This is a genomic window from Bacillus sp. FSL M7-1345 (assembly GCF_038006985.1).
In the GTDB taxonomy this organism is placed as follows: Bacteria; Bacillota; Bacilli; order Bacillales; family Bacillaceae_G; genus Bacillus_A; species Bacillus_A cereus_U.
The window spans coordinates 2,161,569-2,181,483 of the sequence record NZ_JBBOWG010000001.1 but is presented as its reverse complement, the minus strand read 5'-3'; the positions used below and the strand labels follow the sequence as shown (position 1 = coordinate 2,181,483).

The window sequence follows — 19,915 nt, the reverse complement described above, 5'->3', positions numbered from 1 at the left end:
TACCCCTTTATTATGTAGTCTATTTGTTACAGCACCTGTGCTGTTTGTGAAGATAGTAAACGGTACCAATCATCAACAGTTGGACGTTCTGCTAAATCTGCAAAAGTGATTTCTTTCCCTTCGCGACGCCACTTCTCTACTAAACTCATAATTCTGACCGAATCAAGTCCTCTATTTAATAAATCTTCATCAATTTCAATACTCTCTATTGGCTCACGGAGTAGTTGTGCAATTAGTTCATGCACTTCCTGTAAAGTGATCCCTTCACCGTCATCACCTTTTAAACTTTGTAAATCTTTTAACAGTAAGTTGGTTGATGTCGTTACTGCACATCTATTAGATGCATACTGCAATGCTTGTTTATGATGCTCTAGTGAAAAATCAGCAACTGCATCTGCTACAAAAAATGGCTCTATACCATCCATAAATGCTTCACAAGCTGTTAAAAGGCAGCCAATATGCGCATAAATACCGCAAATAATAAGTTGATCTCTTCCTTGTTCATTTAAAATTTCTAATAGATTCGTCTTTTTAAATGCACTATATCTCCATTTTGTTAGGAATATATCATCCTCATCTGGAGTAAGTTCATCGACAATTTTCTTTTTATCTGGTCCAGCAGGAATACCGTCACCCCAAAAGTCTTGTAATAACCCTCGTTGTTCCAACGTTTGTCCACCAGGTTGTGCTGTATAAACAACTGGTATACCTAGTTCCTTACATCTTTCTCTTATCACCTTAATATTTGAAATTAGTTCTACTTTTGGCGATTCTTTATCGCTATATGCATCAAGAAAATATTCTTGCATGTCATGGATTAGAAGAACCGCACGTTTCGGATCTGGCGTCCAATTCACTTGATTTTTTGGTAGTTCTGATTCAATTGGCATTTTATATACTGAAATAGATGGGATAGCCATCTAATCACTTCCTTCCGATTCTAATAGTTTTTTATCGTTTTACTGTAATAAGTTTTGCAGCAATGACTTTACGTAATTCTTTTTTGCTTACTTTTCCAACACCTGTTTGCGGGAATGATTCAATAAATTCGATTCGATCTGGAATCTTATACGCCGCTATACCACGTTCTCTTAAAAATATTTTTAATTCACTTACTGTTGGAGTTTGTCCACGAGCTATAACAAAAGCACAAGTACGTTCTCCTAAATAATCGTCAGGCATAGATACAATTGCTACATCATGTACTGCATCGTGTGCTAAAAGATGATTTTCAACTTCCTCCGCAGCAACTTTCTCACCACCACGGTTAATTTGATCTTTATCTCTTCCTTCTACAATGATGTAACCTTGTTCATTCACTTTCACAAGATCACCTGTGCGATAAAAACCATCTTCTGTAAATGATCTTGCATTATGCTCTGCTGCTTTATAATAGCCACGAATTGTATATGGCCCTCGCGTTAATAAACTGCCTACTTCACCAGACTTAACATCATTATCATTTTCATCAACAACTCTTACTTCATCGAATGTAGACATCGGTCTACCTTGTGTATGAATAATGATTTCTTCAGGATCATTTAATCTTGTGTAATTTACTAACCCTTCTGCCATACCGAACACTTGCTGCAAAGTACAACCGAATGTTGGGTGTATACGTTTCGCCACTTCAGCGCTAAACTTCGCACCTCCTACTTGAAGTACTTGTAGGCTCGATAAATCTTTGTTACGGGAATCTACAGCATCAAGCCATATCATTGCTAATGGTGGAACTAGAGCTGTAATCGTAACCTTTTCTTTTTCTATAAGATCGAATGCCTCGTCTGGACTACCTCCAGTTGCCAACACTACTTTTCCACCCGCGTAGAACGTTCCAAAAGTTCCTGGAGAACTCATCGGGTAATTGTGTGCTACTGGAAGCACTGCCATATAGACGCTTTCTGCATTCAAATTACAAATTTCAGCGCTAACACGTAAACTATAAATATAGTCATCATGTGTTCTAGGAATTAATTTAGAAAGCCCTGTTGTCCCTCCTGATAATTGGAGAAACGCAACATCACTTGGCTGAACTTCTGGTAATGGAACCGGATCCATATAAAGATTATTTATGTTCACAAATTCTTCTTCTTCCCCCACTACGATTACATGTTGTAAGGTTGGAACTTTCTCTTTCACTTCTCTTGCTAGTTTTCGATAATCAAATCCGAGTGCCTTATCTGAAATAACGTAAGCGCTCGCCTCACCAAACTCACAAAAATAACTAATTTCACTGCTTCGATGTGAAGGTAGCGCAAAAACAGGAAGCGCTCCAATTCGAAATAGTGAAAAACATATTTCGAAAAACTCTATAACATTGGGTAGCTGAAGAACAACTCGGTCCTCTTGCTTTATTCCTAAATTCAATAAACCTGCAGCTAAGCGATCTACCTTTTTATCAAGTTCACTATACGTTATATGTGTATTACTACTTACAATCGCAATTTCATCTCCATGCTTTTCAGCGCGTTCTCTTAACATCGCACCAAATGTCTCTCCAAGCCAACAACCTTCTTCTCGATAACGGTCTACTAATTCTTTTGGCCATTCCGTATAACCTGTTAACATTCTTTCTTCCCCCTACTTTTCATTCAATGAATTATCACTTAACCCTAAAGCTTTTAACATTGTTTGAAATTTAGCTGATGTCTCCGCTAACTCCTCTTCTGGTTTTGATTCAGCAACAACTCCAGCTCCTGCAAATAATCGAAGTGTATTCTCTTGCACTTCAGCACATCGAATTGTAACAATCCATTCGCCATCTCCATTTAGATCGCTCCACCCTAACATTCCTGTAAAGAATTCACGGTCAAATGGCTCAATTTGTTGAATAGCCTCTCTCGCTTCTTCCATTGGAGTTCCGCAAACTGCTGGCGTAGGATGAAGAGCAATTGCTAATTCTAAAGAAGAAGTATTTGGATCCTTAAGTTCACCTTTCACTTCTGTAGACAAATGCCACATTGCTTCACTATGAATAACTGATGGTTTTTCCGGAACATGTAATGTATGACAATACGGAAGAAGTGCAGCGGCAACCGCTTCAACTACTACCGCATGTTCGTGTAAATCTTTTGGTGAAGAAAGTAATTCTTCTGCTCTTCTTTTATCTTCTACTGGATCCTCGCTTCGTGGTCTTGAACCAGCTAACGGATTAGAAATGACTTGCATACCACTACGTGAAACAAGTAATTCAGGGCTTGCTCCAATTAACGTCTTACTTTTCTCATTTTCATCTTTCGGTAAATTAACAGCAAATGTGTAGCCGTGCTTATTATGCTCTGCTAATTCACGAAGAAGCTTTTGTTTATCAATTATCCCTGAAGACTTAACATCCAACGATCTAGATAGAACGATTTTCTTTAAAGCTCCTTCCTGAATTTTTGCTATTCCTTGCTTCACACCATTCATGTAAACTTCAGGCTCTGGAACTGGTGTCATTTCAAATGCCAGTTTCTCATTTTGTTTTATCTCATTTGTTTTTTCTAACTGTAAACGCTCAGTAATTCTGCAATATTCTGGTACAATAAGTTGAACTTCTTTTCTACGATCAAATGGCAAAGCTCCTACAACGATAGGATTTGGATTTCCATCCTGTTTGGCATTACTTAATACCGCCTTTACAAGCTCTGGAAAACTTTCGATTTCACTATGTTTTACTGTAGTAAACTCTCCTTCTGCCAATATCGTTCGATTTGGTGAAGCAAAAAAGAATGAAGATTCAGTCTTATAATCTTCTAAAAGTTTTTCTGACAGTTCCTTTACGGCTGTAAGTTCATTCATAGTATAATAACCTCCTGAATTTTTTATTAAGCTCCTAATGTAGCTCCGCCATCTACACATAAATTGTGCATTGTAATATGACTTGCTTTATCTGAAGCTAAAAACAATACTGCTTCAGCAATTTCTGAAGGTTGTGCAATTTTTTGTAAAGGAATTCCGAGTCTATATGTATTTTGAGAACCAGCAATTATATTTTTAGCTCCATTCTCATCAGCCCATAGTAATCTTTGCATTTCAGTTTCAGTAGAACCCGGAGAAACTAAGTTACAACGAATATTGTATGCTGCAAGTTCTAATCCTAAACACTTCATGAACATCGTCGTTGCAGCTTTTGATGCAGCATACGCAGCCATCTCCATTCTCGGAGTATTTGCCGCATTTGAACCAACTGTAACAATTCCCCCTGACTTCCTTAACATCATATGTTTACTTACTGCTCGGGACATATAGAAAACTCCTGTAGTATTTACAGAGAATGTTTTATTCCATTCTTCGTCACTTAAAGAATGAATCCCTCCCATACGTAGAACCCCTGCAACATTTACTAATATATCTATTGGCGCTATATCATTTTCAATTCGTTCTACTACCTCTTCAACAGCGACACTATCACTCACATCTAAATGAAACGTCTTAATACGACTTTCATTTGATGCATAATGATTTAAAAACATATTAAGCCCTTCTGCATTTTGATCAACCGCAATAACTGTAGCTCCTCTTTCTAAAAACATTTTTGCTACAACACTACCTATACCTTGAGCGGCACCTGTTACTAAAACGGTTTTTCCATCAAATTCCCCTAAGTTCATTTCCTCTATCCTCTCATATAAAAATTAATCTCATTAAACAACATAAACGATAATGATTTTCATTATCAATTATGTTGTAAAAAATAATACACTTACTAAACTAATTGGTCAAGTGTGTTTTCTATTACTTAATTATAGAAAAGGAAACAAAACCAATCTATTGATAATGATTTTCATTTTCTGTATCTACATCGAAATGATAATGTTTCTCAATATACTTGTCAATCTTTTTTTATTTTTCAGATAAAATTTTTTTACGTTTCCATGTAATGCTTCATCTTTAAGCATTACATAGTACTTTAAATAAAAATTTAATCTATAATTTCTTATCATCTTTTTTGAAATTCCAAAAGAGAACCTGTAGATTTCTTCACCTACAATACTTTATCAAAAATTTAAGTTTTTCTTTTCTCAACATTTTTCTGAAAATATTTTATTTTTCATCTTGCATTTCTCAATGAATATCCTATATATAATCAAAGATTCTCATATATTATGCATCACTCAATAGTATTCCAATATAATCCAATTAGGTGCTTCACTGGCCTTTCCATTAGTAAAATTATGTAAATCATAAAGGCTGAGTAGAGAAAAACAATTAAAAATAGTGCATGAAGAAAAAAAGAAAGTGGTTCGTTATCCACTTTCCTTTCCTAATTTTATTATGTATCAGAAAAAAGTCCCCTATTTAATAGGGGACTTTTTAGTTATCATAGTGTTATAGATAATTTAAATATTTACGCTACGCTGCGATACTCTTCTTCTTTTTCTTTTTTCTGATTAGGTGCTTGAATTAAAATTGAGATAATGAATGACACGACACATAATACGCCGATCACCATAAAGGTTGGTTTGAATCCACCTAGAAGTGCACCGATAAAGGAACCTGCAAGCGCTCCAAATCCAAATCCTTGATACACAATTCCGTAGTTCTTACTATGGTTTTTCATACCGAAGAAATCACCAACAATAGCTGGGAAAATAGTGATATTTCCACCAAAGCAAAACGCTACACTTGCTACACAGACGAAGTAGATACCATAATTTAAATCTACGAAACTTAGAACCAAGACTGAAGTCGCCATAGCAACAAAAGTACCAGTAACGATTTTTAAACGGCCGATTTTATCTGATAACGGTCCTAGAATGATACGACCCAATGTATTGAAGATTGCAACCATAGCCACCGCATTAGCTGCTGTTGCTGCGCTAAGCCCTACAAGTTGAACACCGATGTCTTTTACCATGCCAATTAAGTATAAGCCACTCATACATGATGTAAATAACATAATAAATAATAAGTATACTTGTTTTGTGCCTAACATTTCTTTTGTTGTATATTCTTTAGTTTTTGTTTCCTGAACTGCACCTTGATCAGCAGCTTGATGGATTAAACAAGCGCCAATCACGATCATAGCTGTAACAATTAAACCCCAGTATATAAACGCTTGCGATACACCAACTGAATCAATCAACATTGCGTTTATGTATTTAAATATTAGGCTACCTGTACCATATGCAGAGACAGATATACCGGCGATTAAACCTTTACGCTCTGGAAACCACTTTATTAAATTGGATAGTGAAGTGATATATGCTGTACCATCTGCGTAACCTACAACAACTCCTGCTAGTACATAAAGCATTAATAATGAGGAAGCTTGTGAACTAAGTATTAATCCAAGTCCTAACGCTAGTCCAGCTATCATAATAAGTTTACGAAGTCCCCATTTTTCTTGCAATTTACTCGCAAACAAAGTTGAAAACGCTAAAGAAAGGCTAGTAATTGAGAAAGTTATAGCAACAGCGTTAAGACTCCAACCGTATTTACTCACTAAGGGCTGATTGAATAAACTCCATGTATATATCGTTCCAAGCCCCATTTGTACTATGACTGTTCCAAGGACAACAAGCCATGGATTAACCGATGATTTTTTCATACCATCTCTCCTCCTCTTTCTATTTCAATGCTATTCGCTAAATATGCTTTTTTCATTTTCATTTTCGCCACCTCATTCGATTTAACAACTTCATTGTATAGGATATTACCTGTTATGTAAGCACTTACAAGGCGGAGCGTCAAATATATGGAACCAGTTACATAAAACGAAGGGTGAAATACAAAAAAACTGTTTGTTAAATACGTAGCAGCTTTTATAATGTTTTGCATCAATACGACTTACGAGGCTTTCACATCCTCTTTTACCCAAAAAAATATCGAATTATCCATAGCTGGACTTCAATATTTTGCTTATCCTATTCCTATTTAACTCTTCAACGTTTATAACATGTTGCGTCTGTATTTCTTGATACAAATCATTTAATAGTCTTGTAATCTGGCTTCTCATTACAATGCTTGTAATCAAAAATTCCATCATTTATACATTTCCACTTCCGTATATCTTGTTTTCCTAACGAAACATACAGAATTACAACGTTTTTTTACAATTTTCTACATAAACATAGAAAATATATAATTCATTTACATAATGTTGCACTTTAATTTTTATTAAACAACAAATATTTTATTGATAAATAAAAACTAAACATTCACTAATATATCTATACGTGGTTTAATATATATAATAAACAAACATTTCTGACTTTTATAAGGAGGTACTATGAAAGCAAACGTAGGCGATACTATACTATTTCAACGAAATAACTTAAAGATCACAGCATCTGTACTAAAACTATACACTGAATCAGTCTTAGTTGAAGTTACAGATGTAAGCGGTGGTACTTTTGAATTTGACCGAACAATTGTAAATCATAAAAACTATAAAATTTTAAATGCAAATAAATAAAACAATACAAAATAGCCCCCGCTTAACAGCGGAGGCTATTTTGTATAATAACACTTCATTAATTTACATATCCTAAAACACTAACAATCTTACTTGCTTTTAAATTATTAATGTAATAATAAATTTCTAATCCTCTTCTTTCAGCTCTTAGCACTTTACCTTTCATTTTTGATAAATGCTGCGAAACAGTCGATTGAGGAATATTTAATATTTCTGTTAATTGCGTTACATTACAAGTTTTGCGTACACTTAATTCATTTACAATTTGTAATCGTATTGGATGCGCCATTATTTTTAAAATGTCCACATCTTCTTCAGTAACTAAACCTTTTTTTATCTCGCTCGTATATGTTGTCATAAGACATTCCCCTTTTGTTTGAATTCCTTTTTATTAAAATCTGCTTCTAAATAAAATGTAATCTCTAACATACAATTAAGACCCTTATATAGAAATAATAGGATTTTAATTATTTAAAAACAGCAATGCTATACAATTTTATTTATTTGGTACATATACATAATACAATTTCAATTTGTGCTGCATGTGAAGTTAGCGTAAATTTAGGATGAAGATTTTTCAAATAATTGAAACGCTTTTGGATACTATAGAATTCATTTAACTTTCTATAACTTTTTATTACAAAACTAAAAACAACTAGATGATTCTACCTATAACTATCCAGCTTTTTTAACACATGTTAGGCATTTGTATATACTATTGCAAAACACATTATTATTGAGGGGGAATTTATATGCCAACACCGTCACAAGAACAAGTTGAAGAAGCTCGTGAAACGTACGTCAGTCGTATTATTTTAGTTGGTGGTTCAGCTTTATTTTTAACAGGTGGTGTTATATCTGCAATTTCAGCCTTTAAAAGTTATAACCGTTTGGCAAATACGCCACCTTCTTCAAATGATTCATAATTGCATCGTTCATTCCTTTATATAATACAAATGCCGCCTCTACTATAGAGACGGCTTTATATAAAAACATTATTAAATTCATTTGAACTTTATTGAAAAAACGTTATACCGATTTGGTACAATGTTCAAAATAATGATAGATACTTTCAATTTGACAAGCTTATTTCACCACAAACCGCGTCTGACTACAGCCATCCTTCTGCTTCGTTACTTCTAATACAGCTGGCATTGCGTTTTTCAGTTCTTGAACGTGTGAAATTACGCCGATAAATCGGCCTGATTTTTGCAAGTCGATTAGGGCGTCAACTGCTTTCGTTAATGACTCTTCATCTAATGAGCCGAATCCTTCATCGATAAACATCGTTTCGATGGAAATACCACCCTCATACGCTTGAATTACATCTGCCATTCCAAGCGCTAAGCAAAGTGATGCGTTAAATTTTTCACCGCCAGATAATGTTTTTACATCTCGGGTTTGACCTGTATATGCATCGTATACATCTAAGCCTAATCCACTTTGTCGATTCCTCTTTTCAACTCGTTCGCTTCGTTTTAAATAAAATTGTCCATTTGATAATTTACGTAGTCGTTCGTTCGCAATTTGAACAATTTGTTCTAAATACTCAATTAAGATGTAACGTTCAAAGGATATACGACTATCGTTATCCCCTTTCATTACTTCATATAAATCAACAAGTTCTTGGAATGCTTTTTCTTCCTCATGAATTTGTTCATCAATTCGTTTAATATTTTCATGTAAATCCGTAATATATGATACGGCATTTTGAGCACGTTGTCGTTTTTCTTTAATAATATCAAGGTGAATTTCCAATTCTTTCACTTGCTCATCTAATGAAGAAATGTCCATATACTCTTTATCTTTTAATTCTGCCTTTAATTCTTCAATTTGTTTTGTAAGTACTTCTAGAGATGAGTAATAACTTCGGATTTCTTGTTGTAACTTATCCATCTCAGCATCATTTAATTTGGATTCTGTATATGTTAATTGATCTGTAAATCCGCTTTGTTCTAGCTCTTTCATAAAGCGTGTGAAAGTCTCTTCTTTCTTCTCTTTTGCACCATTAAATTGATTAGAAGCACTATCATGTTCTGCTTGAATACGTATATTTTCATTTTGCCAATGTTGATACGCTTCTTGTACTTTCTCCCATTCATCTTCCATGAACCTGAGTTCTTGCAGAGCTTGGTCAAACTGTACTTTCCAAGCTTGTACCGTTTGCAAGCTTTCCGGAATATTTTGCTTATCATGTTCATATGACGTACGAAGCTGCATACACTCCATTTCAGTACGGTGCTGCATTGTTTCTACTTCACGCTTTTGTTTCTGGAGTTCTTCTACTTTTTCTTCTACGCTTTTTATATTCACAGCAATTTGCTTACGCGTTTCTTCACTTGCTTTTAACGCATTAACATCTGCTGCTAATTGCTTTCCTTTTTGAACGAGCGCCCTATATGTTTCTACTAATTCTTCTGCGCGATACCCTCGCTTTAGCACTTCTTCTATCACTTGTTCATATTGAACTCGATAGAAATTCCACTTTTCTTCTAATTGAACATGTGATTTTTCCGCAACGTTTTTCTTTTCTCTTAGCCCATTTAACTCTTTTTCATCAATGGCATTACTTTGCTCTGTAGCTTTTTTCGGGTGATCCATACTACCACATACTGGACAAGATTCACCATCATGTAAATGAAGAGCTAATATACCAGCTTGCTCACTTAACCAGCGGCGTTCCATATCTTCATACGCACTAACTGCCAGTTGCATCTTATGAAATGCAATTTCTTTTTCTTGCTCGTATTTTTGTTTTTCTTGCCATACATCATATGCCTGCTTTAATACTTTTGCATCTTCTCGCATATTCGTTAGTTCTTCTACTTTAGCTACATATTGTTCAAGCGCTACTTCTAATTGCTGTAATTCGCCAGACATTCTTTGTTTTTCATTTGTATGCGCTTCTAGTTGCTCATCTAACTTTTGCATACCTTCTTTTAATTTTCCTATTTGAATCTCAGCATTTTGCAAATTTAACTTTTTCTCAGCTAATGATGCAATAATTGGTTGTAACTCTTCTAGTCTTTGAACTTGTTTTTTAGCATTTTCTCGCTCGGATGCCTTATTCTTTAATGCTTCATATTTCTCCTGAGCAAGTGCAAAACTGTTCATTATATGTTCTTTTTTTGCGATTATCTGTTTTAACAAACTTTCAGACTGCTGTTCATGTTGCATCGCTTCCTCATACCATTGCTCAAATGGTAATAATCGCTTCGCCTGTTCCGCATGTTTAAAAGATTTTTCTTTCATTTCGATTACGGCACGGTTTTCTTGTAAAGTACTGTACTTCTCATTCTTTTGTTCTAAATCTTTGAATTTCTCATTTACAGCTTTTGCTGCATGAAAACGTGCCTCTGCTTCTTTTAATTGTTTCGTTTTGTCATTTTGTTCTAAGTGTAATTGCTCAACCTCTGCATTGTACCAAATTGTTTCTTGTTCTAATGCCTCTACTACTTGATGTGTATTTACATGCTCTTGCTCCACTAGTGTCTCTAATAATGCCCCATTACGTATTGGTAATTTAAATACATTACGGAAATATAGCTCACGTTCTTTTTGTTTTTCTTGTAAGACGTCTTTCCATTGTTTACGCTTTTGATCTAATATCTCACGCATTAATTTATAACGATCTGTTTTAAAAATGCGGCGTAGTATTTCTTCTTTATTTTCCGTTTCAGATGTTAATAATTTTCGGAACTCTCCTTGCGGTAACATGACAATTTGGCTAAATTGATGTTTACTTAATCCAATTAAATCTTCAACTTTTTTATTTACATCTGTTACATGAAAACGATCGACGCATGGAAATTTTTCCTCATCAATTACTTCATATAATTCAACTGCATGTCCTGTAATTGTTTTATTCCCTTGTTTTTTATGGCCCAGTTGTCGTTTTATTTCATAACTTTTCCCTTTTAATTGAAAAGTTAATTCCACACTTGTATAAACATTATCATCAGCAAATTGGCTACGAAGCATGTTTGTATCACTGCGCTCTTCTCCACTAGCCTCTCCATATAATACATAACAAATCGCATCAAAAATCGTTGTCTTTCCGGCTCCTGTATTTCCAGAAATAGCGAAAATACGATGCTCACCAAGATCTTTAAAATCGATTACTTCTTTCTGTTTATATGGACCAAATGCGGTCATTATAAGCTGAATCGGTCTCATCCTCGTTCACCTTCCCGTTCTTGCACTGTTTGCAAAACATCTAAAAATAGACGTTCTTTCTCTTCTGATAAATCTAGCCCTTTCATTTCTTTATAAAATGCTTTTAAAAGAGATAAATCATCCGTTTTATGTCTTGAAACAGTTACTTCATTTTCATCTGTGAACTCTCGTCTTTGAATAGATCTTTCAACATGCATTGCATTTGGGTATACAGAACGTATTTTTTCCATTGGCTGCAAGACAGGATTTTCATCTAATAATTTCACAAATACATAATCTTCATTTACTGGATGAAGCAATAAATCGTCTATTTTGGCTTCTACTGTACGCATTTTACGACGCGGTGTAAGTAAACGTTTTTCAATTGTTGTTTCACCTTTTTCATCCAGTTCCACAATATAATATCCTTTTTTATGCTTTTCTTCAGAAATAGAATATGCAAGTGGCGAACCTGAATAACGAATTGTCTCATTACGTACAAAATGCGCTTGATGTAAATGGCCAAGCGCAGTGTAATGAAACTTATCAAAATAATGGCTATTTACATATTCAGCACCACCAATTGAAAGTGGTCGTTCCGCATCACTCGTATTTTCCTCTGCCTCTCCTGAAGAAGTTATAAATGCATGTCCTACAAATATGTGTCTCGCTTCTTTATCCATCGTTTCAGAGAGTTCGTTCATAAAAATACGCATCGCATCATCATGAGAACGAACATCTTCATTTTTCAATATATGTCTAACAATACTTGGATCTGCATACGGAACGAGATGGAAATGAACCTCTCCGTATTCATCATTTAAAACAACAGGATTGTATGGAAACTGGAATTGTCCAACAATATGTAATCCTTGTTTTTTCATTAAATTACTACCAAAATGTATGCGGTCCGGACTATCGTGGTTTCCTGCAACTGCGATTACTGGTGTTTGTAAATCAATAACTATCTTTTGTAATATATCATTTAATAAGTCTACTGCTTCTGTAGGTGGAATTGCTCGGTCATATAAATCTCCTGCAATAATTACAGCATCCGGTTTTTCCTCTTCAACAGCTTGTACAAACTGATCTAACACAATTTTTTGATCTTCAGTCATATATACACCATGAACAAGCTTACCTAAATGCCAATCCGCTGTATGAAAAAACTTCATATTACCCTTCTCCTTTTAGTTTACTGATTGTAGTGAAACAAGCTGATAGTTTAGTGTAGTTTTTCCGTTCTCCCATTCTAACTTTTGGACAATTGCACTACCGATTCTTTCTTCGTTTGATTTATATAAAGGTAATATTTCTTGAATAGTAAATAGATGATAACCATCTAAAATTAATTGAAATAAATTATCTTCTATATGTAATCTTACTTCTTTTTCATTTGAAATAATTTTTGTGTGCATCTCAAATTTCATGCTCGATACAACCCCTTTTTTTCTAATCTCTACATTTTAATAGTATAGTGGTCATGCAAGATTGACAAGTAAATACACCACGATGTACATACTTTTTTAATTATAAATATTTTATGTTTTTTTGTATAAAATACGGTATGTGAAATTATCAATCTACAAAAATAAAAATGCCCTTTCAGGCATCCTTATTTTTGTAAGTACTCTTTCATAACGTAGTACAATACAGTTATTAAGACAATCGCTACAAAAAACGCGAATACGGCCACAACATACCCATCTTTATTTAATAACAAACATATGGAAATAGATATTATAAAAATCGGAAACACGAGACGTACCTTATCCTTCACTTCTTCTGTCGTATCTGTATGATGAAAATACTGTGTAATTCCTACCATAAGAGATGACAAAATAATAACCGACAATAGTAAAGGTCCTGGCATTCCGATCTCTCCTTTCTCTATTTCTAATTATATACAAACCCCACACTCTTTAAAAGTTAGATAATTCAGCCTTTTAATCTTTTCTACATCCACTCTTTAATGTATTGTTACACCACGTATACTAACTCAATTTAAGTTATACATATAATAGCGCCTTCAACACGACGTTTTCAAATAATAGCACTTACAGTAATGTTGTAATATTCCTCTTCATTCTCTGAAATCCTGCAAATATAACTCGTCAAAATATGCAATAAATAATAACATTAAGCACCTAATTTAGACAAAAATTATAGAGGACATTTCAGCATGTATCAAGAAATAAGAATAAGAAGATAAGTAAGGGAGGATTTATAATGACTGAACACGTTTTATTTTCTGTTAGCGAAAACGGCGTTGCATCAATTACTTTAAACCGTCCAAAAGCACTCAATTCTTTATCCTATGACATGTTACAGCCAATTGGGCAAAAACTTAAAGAATGGGAGCAAGATGAGCGTATTGAACTCATCGTTTTAAAAGGAGCTGGGACGAAAGGTTTTTGTGCAGGTGGTGATATTAAAACGCTATACGAAGCACGTTCTAACGAAGTTGCATTACAACATGCAGAGCAGTTTTTTGAAGAAGAATATGAAATTGATACATTTATTTATCAATACAAAAAACCAATTATCGCTTGTTTAGATGGAATCGTAATGGGCGGTGGTGTCGGTCTGACAAATGGAGCTACGTATCGAATTGTAACAGAGCGTACGAAGTGGGCAATGCCTGAAATGAACATCGGTTTCTTCCCTGATGTCGGTGCTGCTTATTTCTTAAATAAAGCACCTGGATATACTGGTCGATATGTTGCTTTAACAGCATCCATTTTAAAAGCTCCTGATGTATTATACATTAACGCTGCTGATTACTTTATGACATCAGATTCATTACCAAATTTCCTTACCAAACTTGAAAATGTAAATTGGAAAAAAGAAGATGTACATACTCATTTAAAAGAAGTTATTCGTACATTTGCGACCGCTCCAAACTTAGATGGCAATCTTTCTTCTTTATTAGAAGAAATTAATTCGCATTTTGCATTCGATACAATTGAAGGAATCATTCAATCTTTAGAGAAAAATCAAAGTCCATTTGCCCAAACAACGAAAGAACAGTTATTATCAAAATCCCCTGTTTCATTAAAGGTAACATTAAAACAGTTTATCGATGGCCAAGAAAAGTCAGTTGAAGAATGTTTTGCGACAGATCTTATACTCGCTAAAAATTTCATGCGACATGAAGATTTCTTTGAAGGAGTACGCTCCGTTGTAGTTGATAAAGACCAAAATCCAAATTATAAATATAAACACTTAAGTGATGTTTCAGAAGAAGATGTAAATCGATTCTTTAACTTACTTAACGCCTAAACAAAGAGGGCATATATTGTAGCTCACTCTCAGCTACTCTATATGGCCTCTTCTTTTTAGTTAAATAATTTTAAATATAATTTAATTTTATTTAACTAAAATGTATGTTAAACTAACGTTAATCGAATTTTCTAAAAACAACAAAGGAAGGCGGATAACATTATGGAAAATTTTTTTCTGTTTATTATTATGTCTATATGTCTTATTATTCTACCCGGTCCTGATACAGCAATGGCTACGAAAAACACATTGGTTGCTGGCAAAATCGGCGGCGTAAAAACTGTTTTTGGTACTTGTGTTGCGCTTTTAATTCACACTTTAGCTGCTGTAATTGGTCTTTCAGCACTTATTGTAAAGTCTGCTCTTTTATTTTCTATTTTTAAATATGTTGGTGCTGTATATTTAGTCTATATTGGTATTAAAGCCCTTTTAGCAGTAAGAAACACAGAAGACTTAAATACAAATGACGTTCCAATAAATAATGACAATAAACATACTTCTTGCTTTCGCCAAGGTTTTCTTACAAATTTACTAAACCCTAAGGTTGCAGTCTTCTTTTTAACTTTTTTACCGCAGTTTTTAAATCCAAATCATAATACATTTATACAACTTCTCGTTATGGGACTTACTTATCTCATTTTAACAGTCATTTGGTTTGCTTTTTATATATTTTTAATTGATAAAATTAGTGCTTTTATGAAAAAGCCGAAGACACAGCGTTATATTCAAGGGATTACAGGAATCGTCTTAATTGGGTTTGGTATTAAATTAGCCTTTGAAAGAAATAGTTAACACAATGCAAACGAAAATACACTACTCCATTATGAGTAGTGTATTTTCGTTTGCATTATTTTTATAATGAGTGGGAATGCACCCCACTCATTATCATTTCACTTTATTAAAACCAGCGCTCAGTTACAACTTTTTTACGTGTATAAAATTGAACGCCATCCGTACCATTTGTACCAAGATCTCCAAAGAATGAAGCTTTGTTTCCTGCAAATGCGAAGAATGCCATTGGTGCTGGAACATTAACGTTTACACCAATCATACCAGCATCAATATTGTCTCGGAATGTTTGTGCGTGTTTACCATTTGATGTATAAATAACAGCACCATTCGCAAATTTCGATTGATTTGTCAGCTTAATACCTTCTTCTAAATCTTTTACTCTTACAATACTTAATACCGGAGCGAAAATTTCATCTTGCCAAATTTTCATTTCTTGATTTACGCCATCAAAGATTGTTGCACCAACAAAGTAACCTTCTCCAACTTCTTCATTGATTTTACGGCCATCTACTAGTAAAGTTGCTCCATCTGCTACACCACTATTAATATAGCCTAAAACACGTTCTTTATGAGATTCACGGATTAATGGTCCAACATAATTATCTTCGTTGAAACCGTCACCTACTTTTAACTTCTTCGTTTCTGCTACTAATACATCAATGAATTCATCAGCAATTTCATCAACTACTGCTACTACTGAACATGCCATGCAGCGCTCTCCACTACTTGCAAACGCAGACCCAATTACACCTTGTACTGTTTTCTCAAGGTTGCAATCTGGCATAACAACCGCATGGTTTTTCGCACCTGCTAACGCTTGTACACGTTTACCATTTTTTGTACCAGTTTCATATACGTAGCGTGCCACTGGCTCAGAGCCAACAAACGAAACTGCTTGAATATCTTTATTTTCTAAAATACTATTTACAACATCTTTTCCGCCTTGTACTAAATTTAATACCCCTTTTGGAAAACCAGCTTCATAGAATAACTCTACAAGTCGCTCAGCTAAAAGTGGTGTTCTTTCAGATGTTTTTAATACGAATGTATTACCGCAAGCAATTGCAAGTGGGAACATCCATAACGGAATCATCATCGGGAAGTTAAACGGTGTAATACCAGCAACAACTCCGATTGGGTAGCGCCAAATCGATCCATCAATTCCACTAGCAATATTCGGAAGGGCTTGTCCCATCATTAAATTTGGTGCTGATGTTGCAAGTTCTACCGCTTCAATACCACGCTGTACTTCACCAGTTGCATCCGTTAGCGTTTTACCGTTTTCTAGCGTAATGATTTTTGCAAGCTCATCTTTATTTTCTTGTAACAGTTGTAGATATTTGTATAGTTGTCTTGAACGATTTGGAACTGGCACTTTAGACCATGTTTTATATGCCGCTTTTGCCGCTTCAACAGCTTTTTCAACATCTTCTTTTGGAGAAAGTGGAACGTAAGCGATGATTTTTCCAGTTGCCGGATTCGGAACCGCTTCTACTTCCGTACCAGTAGATTCTACCCATTCGCCATTAATATGATTTTTCACTCGTTTAATTTCAGTTGTAATCATTATATTCTCTCCTTTTTTATCATGGTTTTTATATGTGCACTATTTTTGATTAGAAATTAATTGTTCGCTAACTTTCTTATATAAAGCAGCCATATCGTTTTCACCATATCCTGCCTCACTCGCTTCTTCATATACGTTTAATAGCATCTCACTTACTGGTAAGTGAAGTTCACTTTCTTTAGCTAACTCTACCGCAAATCCTAAATCTTTCTTCAATAAATTTACAGTAAAGCCAGGCTCATAATTTTCTGATGCAATAAAACTTTTATAATTACGCTCATAAATTCTACTTTGACCGTAACTTACATTTAAAATATCAAACATTTTATCTAAATCCATATTGTTCTTTTTCGCTAATGTTAAAGCTTCACTCACACCAGCTGTATAAAAACCAATTAATAGATTGTTAATTAATTTAACAGTTGTACCGCTATCAATCTGCTCACTAACATGGAAAACATTCGCTCCAAGTACTTCCATGATAGATTCAGTTTTCTCATATACTTCTTTCGATCCACCAACCATAAACGTTAATGTACGGTTTTCTGCACCAATTACCCCGCCACTAACAGGTGCTGCTAAAAAGTCTACTTTCTTTTCCTTCGCCGATTCCTCTAATTGTTTGTTTAATTGTGGAGATACTGTACTTGTATCAATTAAAGCTACATTCGAGTGGCTATTTTCAAATAATCCTTCTTCCCCAAAATATACCGCTTCCACAGCACGAGGTGAAGGTAAACTTGTAAAAATCACATCGCATGTCTCTGCTAGTTTTGAGATTGATAAGCCGATAATTCCTCCTTCTTTTTCAAAGGAAGCTTCAGCCTCTTTATTCAAGTCCACTCCATATACTGTGTAGCCCGATTTAACTAAATTTTTAGACATTGGAAGACCCATGTTACCTAAACCGATAAAACCAATCTTTTTCATATCGCTTTCCTCCTATTTACACAATATATTTCCCGCGATTTATAATAACTTTCGCAATGTCTCTCTTTTTCGTAAATAAGTTCGAGTATAAAGGCACTAATAATTGACGGATTTCAGCTAATATTTCTTGTCTATTTTGTTCTTCTGTGACAGCTGCTGAAAGAATGGAAATCGAAGCTTCTTCTACTTTACGATATCCTTCTTCACAAATAACATCTGTTATCATTTGCTTCGTACGCTCTTTTTCCTCACCATTTTTACTAACTGCTTTCCTCGTACGTAAAAATGCTGATTCCATGACGTACACGTCCGTCAACATATTTGATAGTACACGTGAATATTCTTGCTCCTGATCAATTTTTAAGTCCGGAGTTTTAGAGAGCGTTTTCAAAGATTGTTTCAACAATTTTTTCGATAATAAAATGTAACGATGGTTTCTTTCTACATTTGATATATCACTTTCTACTACATGATCTTCAATTTGCTCAAATTGTTTCATTAACATTTTAGCAACTGTTAATCTATTAATTTCGTTCGTTCCTTCAAAAATACGGCTAATTCTAGCATCACGATATAAACGTTCTACTTCGTATTCTTGCATATAACCGTATCCACCATGAATTTGTACAGCCTCATCTACAATATTGCCAAGTGTTTCAGAAGCATTTACTTTATTAAGTGCACATTCAATTGCAAATTGGGACATTTTTTTCATAAGATCTTCATCACTCTCATGAATTGCTTCATCAATTACACCCGCTGTACGGTAAGCTGCACTTTCTGCTCCATATGTAGAAATAATCATATTTGCAATTTTCTCTTGAATCATCGTAAAATCTACTAATTCTGTTTGGAACTGCTTTCGTTCCTTTCCATATTGAACTGACAAACCAATTGCTTGTTTTGCTGTTCCAATATTTCCAAAAGCAAGTTTTAGTCTCGCGAAGTTAAGAATATTAAGAGCTACGTGATGCCCTTTCCCAACTTCCCCTAAAACATTTTCAGCGGGGATGACAACATCTTCTAAAATAAGCGTCGCTGTTGAAGAACCTTTAATCCCCATCTTCTTTTCTTCTAATCCTATTGATACACCTTCACATGTTCTTTCGACAATAAACGCTGTCATTCCTTTATTTGTCTTCGCAAAAACAACGTATACATCTGCCATATGAGCATTTGTAATCCACTGCTTCTCACCATTCAACTTCCAAGCTGTACCATCTTCATTTAATACTGCACTCGTTTTTGCACTTAATGCATCAGAACCAGCATTTGGCTCAGTTAAAGCATAAGCCCCAATCCATTCTCCCGATGCGATTTTCGGTAAATATTTTTCTTTCTGTTCTTTCGTTCCGTAATATATGTAAGGCAATGTACCTACACCGGCGTGTATATTAAAAGAAACGCTAAATGCACCAGCGTAACCCATTTTCTCTGCTACAAGACCTGAGACAGCCTTTCCTAACTCGAATCCACCATAATCTTCTGGTACCTCAATGCCTAATAATCCAAGTTCCCCAGCTTTCTCAAATAATTGACGAGAAACTTTATAGTTATGTTGTTCAATATTCTCCATTTGTGGGACAATTTCTTGTTTAACGAATTGTTCTGTCGTTTTTGCAATTAAATCTTCATCCCCTGAAAAATCTTCTGGTGTAAAGAAAGTATTATTCACATCTTTATTGAGTGAAAAAAATTCATCCCATGTTAACTTCGTTTTCTCCATCTGAATCCCCCTATCATTTCGGCCTTCATTGCTTTTTACATATGCTCGTCTACGATGAGTGGAA

At 34.6% G+C, this 19,915-nt stretch carries 18 protein-coding genes; 4 read left to right on the top strand and 14 right to left on the bottom strand.

Going from position 1 to position 19,915, the window contains the following annotated elements:
• Window positions 1-26: 26 nt before the first annotated feature.
• The 6 genes from MHB76_RS11360 to MHB76_RS11335 form a co-directional block, all read right to left on the bottom strand.
• Complete coding sequence (locus tag MHB76_RS11360) at window positions 27-920, bottom strand: isochorismatase family protein (protein ID WP_340986497.1); 894 nt, start codon at window positions 918-920, stop codon at window positions 27-29.
• Between the two features lie 31 nt (window positions 921-951).
• Complete coding sequence (locus MHB76_RS11355; protein WP_078174209.1) at window positions 952-2,568, bottom strand: (2,3-dihydroxybenzoyl)adenylate synthase; 1,617 nt, start codon at window positions 2,566-2,568, stop codon at window positions 952-954.
• A 12-nt stretch (window positions 2,569-2,580) separates the two neighbouring features.
• Window positions 2,581-3,780, bottom strand: a complete 1,200-nt coding sequence (gene dhbC / locus MHB76_RS11350; protein WP_078174210.1) for an isochorismate synthase DhbC — start codon at window positions 3,778-3,780, stop codon at window positions 2,581-2,583.
• Window positions 3,781-3,806: 26 nt separating this feature from the next.
• A complete protein-coding gene (gene dhbA / locus MHB76_RS11345) occupies window positions 3,807-4,592 on the bottom strand; it encodes a 2,3-dihydro-2,3-dihydroxybenzoate dehydrogenase (RefSeq protein ID WP_340986495.1) in 786 nt (261 codons plus the stop codon).
• Between the two features lie 737 nt (window positions 4,593-5,329).
• The gene (locus MHB76_RS11340) at window positions 5,330-6,532 is read right to left on the bottom strand and encodes an L-lactate MFS transporter (RefSeq protein ID WP_078174211.1); all 1,203 of its coding nucleotides are present in this window, start codon (window positions 6,530-6,532) and stop codon (window positions 5,330-5,332) included.
• Window positions 6,529-6,762, bottom strand: a complete 234-nt coding sequence (locus tag MHB76_RS11335) for a hypothetical protein (RefSeq protein ID WP_199709556.1) — start codon at window positions 6,760-6,762, stop codon at window positions 6,529-6,531. Before MHB76_RS11335 ends, MHB76_RS11340 begins: the two co-directional genes overlap by 4 nt.
• A gap of 451 nt (window positions 6,763-7,213) precedes the next feature.
• Between MHB76_RS11335 and MHB76_RS11330 the strand changes: the two genes are divergently transcribed.
• Complete coding sequence (locus MHB76_RS11330) at window positions 7,214-7,399, top strand: YkvS family protein (protein WP_002012762.1); 186 nt, start codon at window positions 7,214-7,216, stop codon at window positions 7,397-7,399.
• A gap of 58 nt (window positions 7,400-7,457) precedes the next feature.
• On the opposite strand, the gene MHB76_RS11325 is transcribed toward MHB76_RS11330, so the two are convergent.
• On the bottom strand, window positions 7,458-7,757 hold the full coding sequence (locus MHB76_RS11325; protein ID WP_002157922.1) for an ArsR/SmtB family transcription factor: 300 nt from the start codon (window positions 7,755-7,757) through the stop codon (window positions 7,458-7,460).
• 394 nt (window positions 7,758-8,151) lie between these two features.
• Here MHB76_RS11325 and MHB76_RS11320 point away from each other — a divergent pair, with 394 nt between their 5' ends.
• Window positions 8,152-8,325 (top strand): hypothetical protein, encoded by a 174-nt coding sequence (locus MHB76_RS11320; RefSeq protein WP_002157923.1) that lies wholly within the window; start codon window positions 8,152-8,154, stop codon window positions 8,323-8,325.
• 160 nt (window positions 8,326-8,485) lie between these two features.
• Here the strand turns inward: MHB76_RS11320 and MHB76_RS11315 are convergent, their stop codons facing one another.
• From MHB76_RS11315 to MHB76_RS11300, 4 genes are all read right to left on the bottom strand, one after another.
• On the bottom strand, window positions 8,486-11,575 hold the full coding sequence (locus MHB76_RS11315) for an AAA family ATPase (protein WP_199709539.1): 3,090 nt from the start codon (window positions 11,573-11,575) through the stop codon (window positions 8,486-8,488).
• On the bottom strand, window positions 11,572-12,729 hold the full coding sequence (locus MHB76_RS11310; RefSeq protein ID WP_199709540.1) for an exonuclease SbcCD subunit D C-terminal domain-containing protein: 1,158 nt from the start codon (window positions 12,727-12,729) through the stop codon (window positions 11,572-11,574). Before MHB76_RS11310 ends, MHB76_RS11315 begins: the two co-directional genes overlap by 4 nt.
• 15 nt (window positions 12,730-12,744) lie before the next feature.
• Window positions 12,745-12,984 carry a DUF2584 family protein gene (locus MHB76_RS11305; protein ID WP_002085739.1) on the bottom strand — a complete coding sequence of 80 codons (240 nt, stop codon included), beginning with the start codon at window positions 12,982-12,984 and terminating at the stop codon, window positions 12,745-12,747.
• Between the two features lie 185 nt (window positions 12,985-13,169).
• A complete protein-coding gene (locus tag MHB76_RS11300) occupies window positions 13,170-13,427 on the bottom strand; it encodes a hypothetical protein (protein ID WP_002200574.1) in 258 nt (85 codons plus the stop codon).
• A 356-nt stretch (window positions 13,428-13,783) separates the two neighbouring features.
• Between MHB76_RS11300 and MHB76_RS11295 the strand changes: the two genes are divergently transcribed.
• Both MHB76_RS11295 and MHB76_RS11290 read left to right on the top strand, forming a co-directional pair.
• Window positions 13,784-14,836: a 3-hydroxyisobutyryl-CoA hydrolase gene (locus MHB76_RS11295; protein WP_199709541.1), complete on the top strand. Its 1,053-nt coding sequence runs from the start codon at window positions 13,784-13,786 to the stop codon at window positions 14,834-14,836.
• Window positions 14,837-14,995: 159 nt separating this feature from the next.
• Window positions 14,996-15,628 carry a LysE family translocator gene (locus MHB76_RS11290; RefSeq protein ID WP_087947231.1) on the top strand — a complete coding sequence of 211 codons (633 nt, stop codon included), beginning with the start codon at window positions 14,996-14,998 and terminating at the stop codon, window positions 15,626-15,628.
• A 106-nt stretch (window positions 15,629-15,734) separates the two neighbouring features.
• Here MHB76_RS11290 and MHB76_RS11285 read toward each other — a convergent pair whose 3' ends face one another.
• The 3 genes from MHB76_RS11285 to MHB76_RS11275 are packed head-to-tail and all read right to left on the bottom strand — an operon-like array spanning window position 15,735 to window position 19,851.
• The gene (locus MHB76_RS11285; protein WP_002127280.1) at window positions 15,735-17,195 is read right to left on the bottom strand and encodes a CoA-acylating methylmalonate-semialdehyde dehydrogenase; all 1,461 of its coding nucleotides are present in this window, start codon (window positions 17,193-17,195) and stop codon (window positions 15,735-15,737) included.
• A 39-nt stretch (window positions 17,196-17,234) separates the two neighbouring features.
• Window positions 17,235-18,125, bottom strand: a complete 891-nt coding sequence (locus tag MHB76_RS11280) for an NAD(P)-binding domain-containing protein (protein WP_199709542.1) — start codon at window positions 18,123-18,125, stop codon at window positions 17,235-17,237.
• Between the two features lie 16 nt (window positions 18,126-18,141).
• On the bottom strand, window positions 18,142-19,851 hold the full coding sequence (locus tag MHB76_RS11275; RefSeq protein WP_199709543.1) for an acyl-CoA dehydrogenase family protein: 1,710 nt from the start codon (window positions 19,849-19,851) through the stop codon (window positions 18,142-18,144).
• Between the last annotated feature and the right edge of the window lie 64 nt (window positions 19,852-19,915).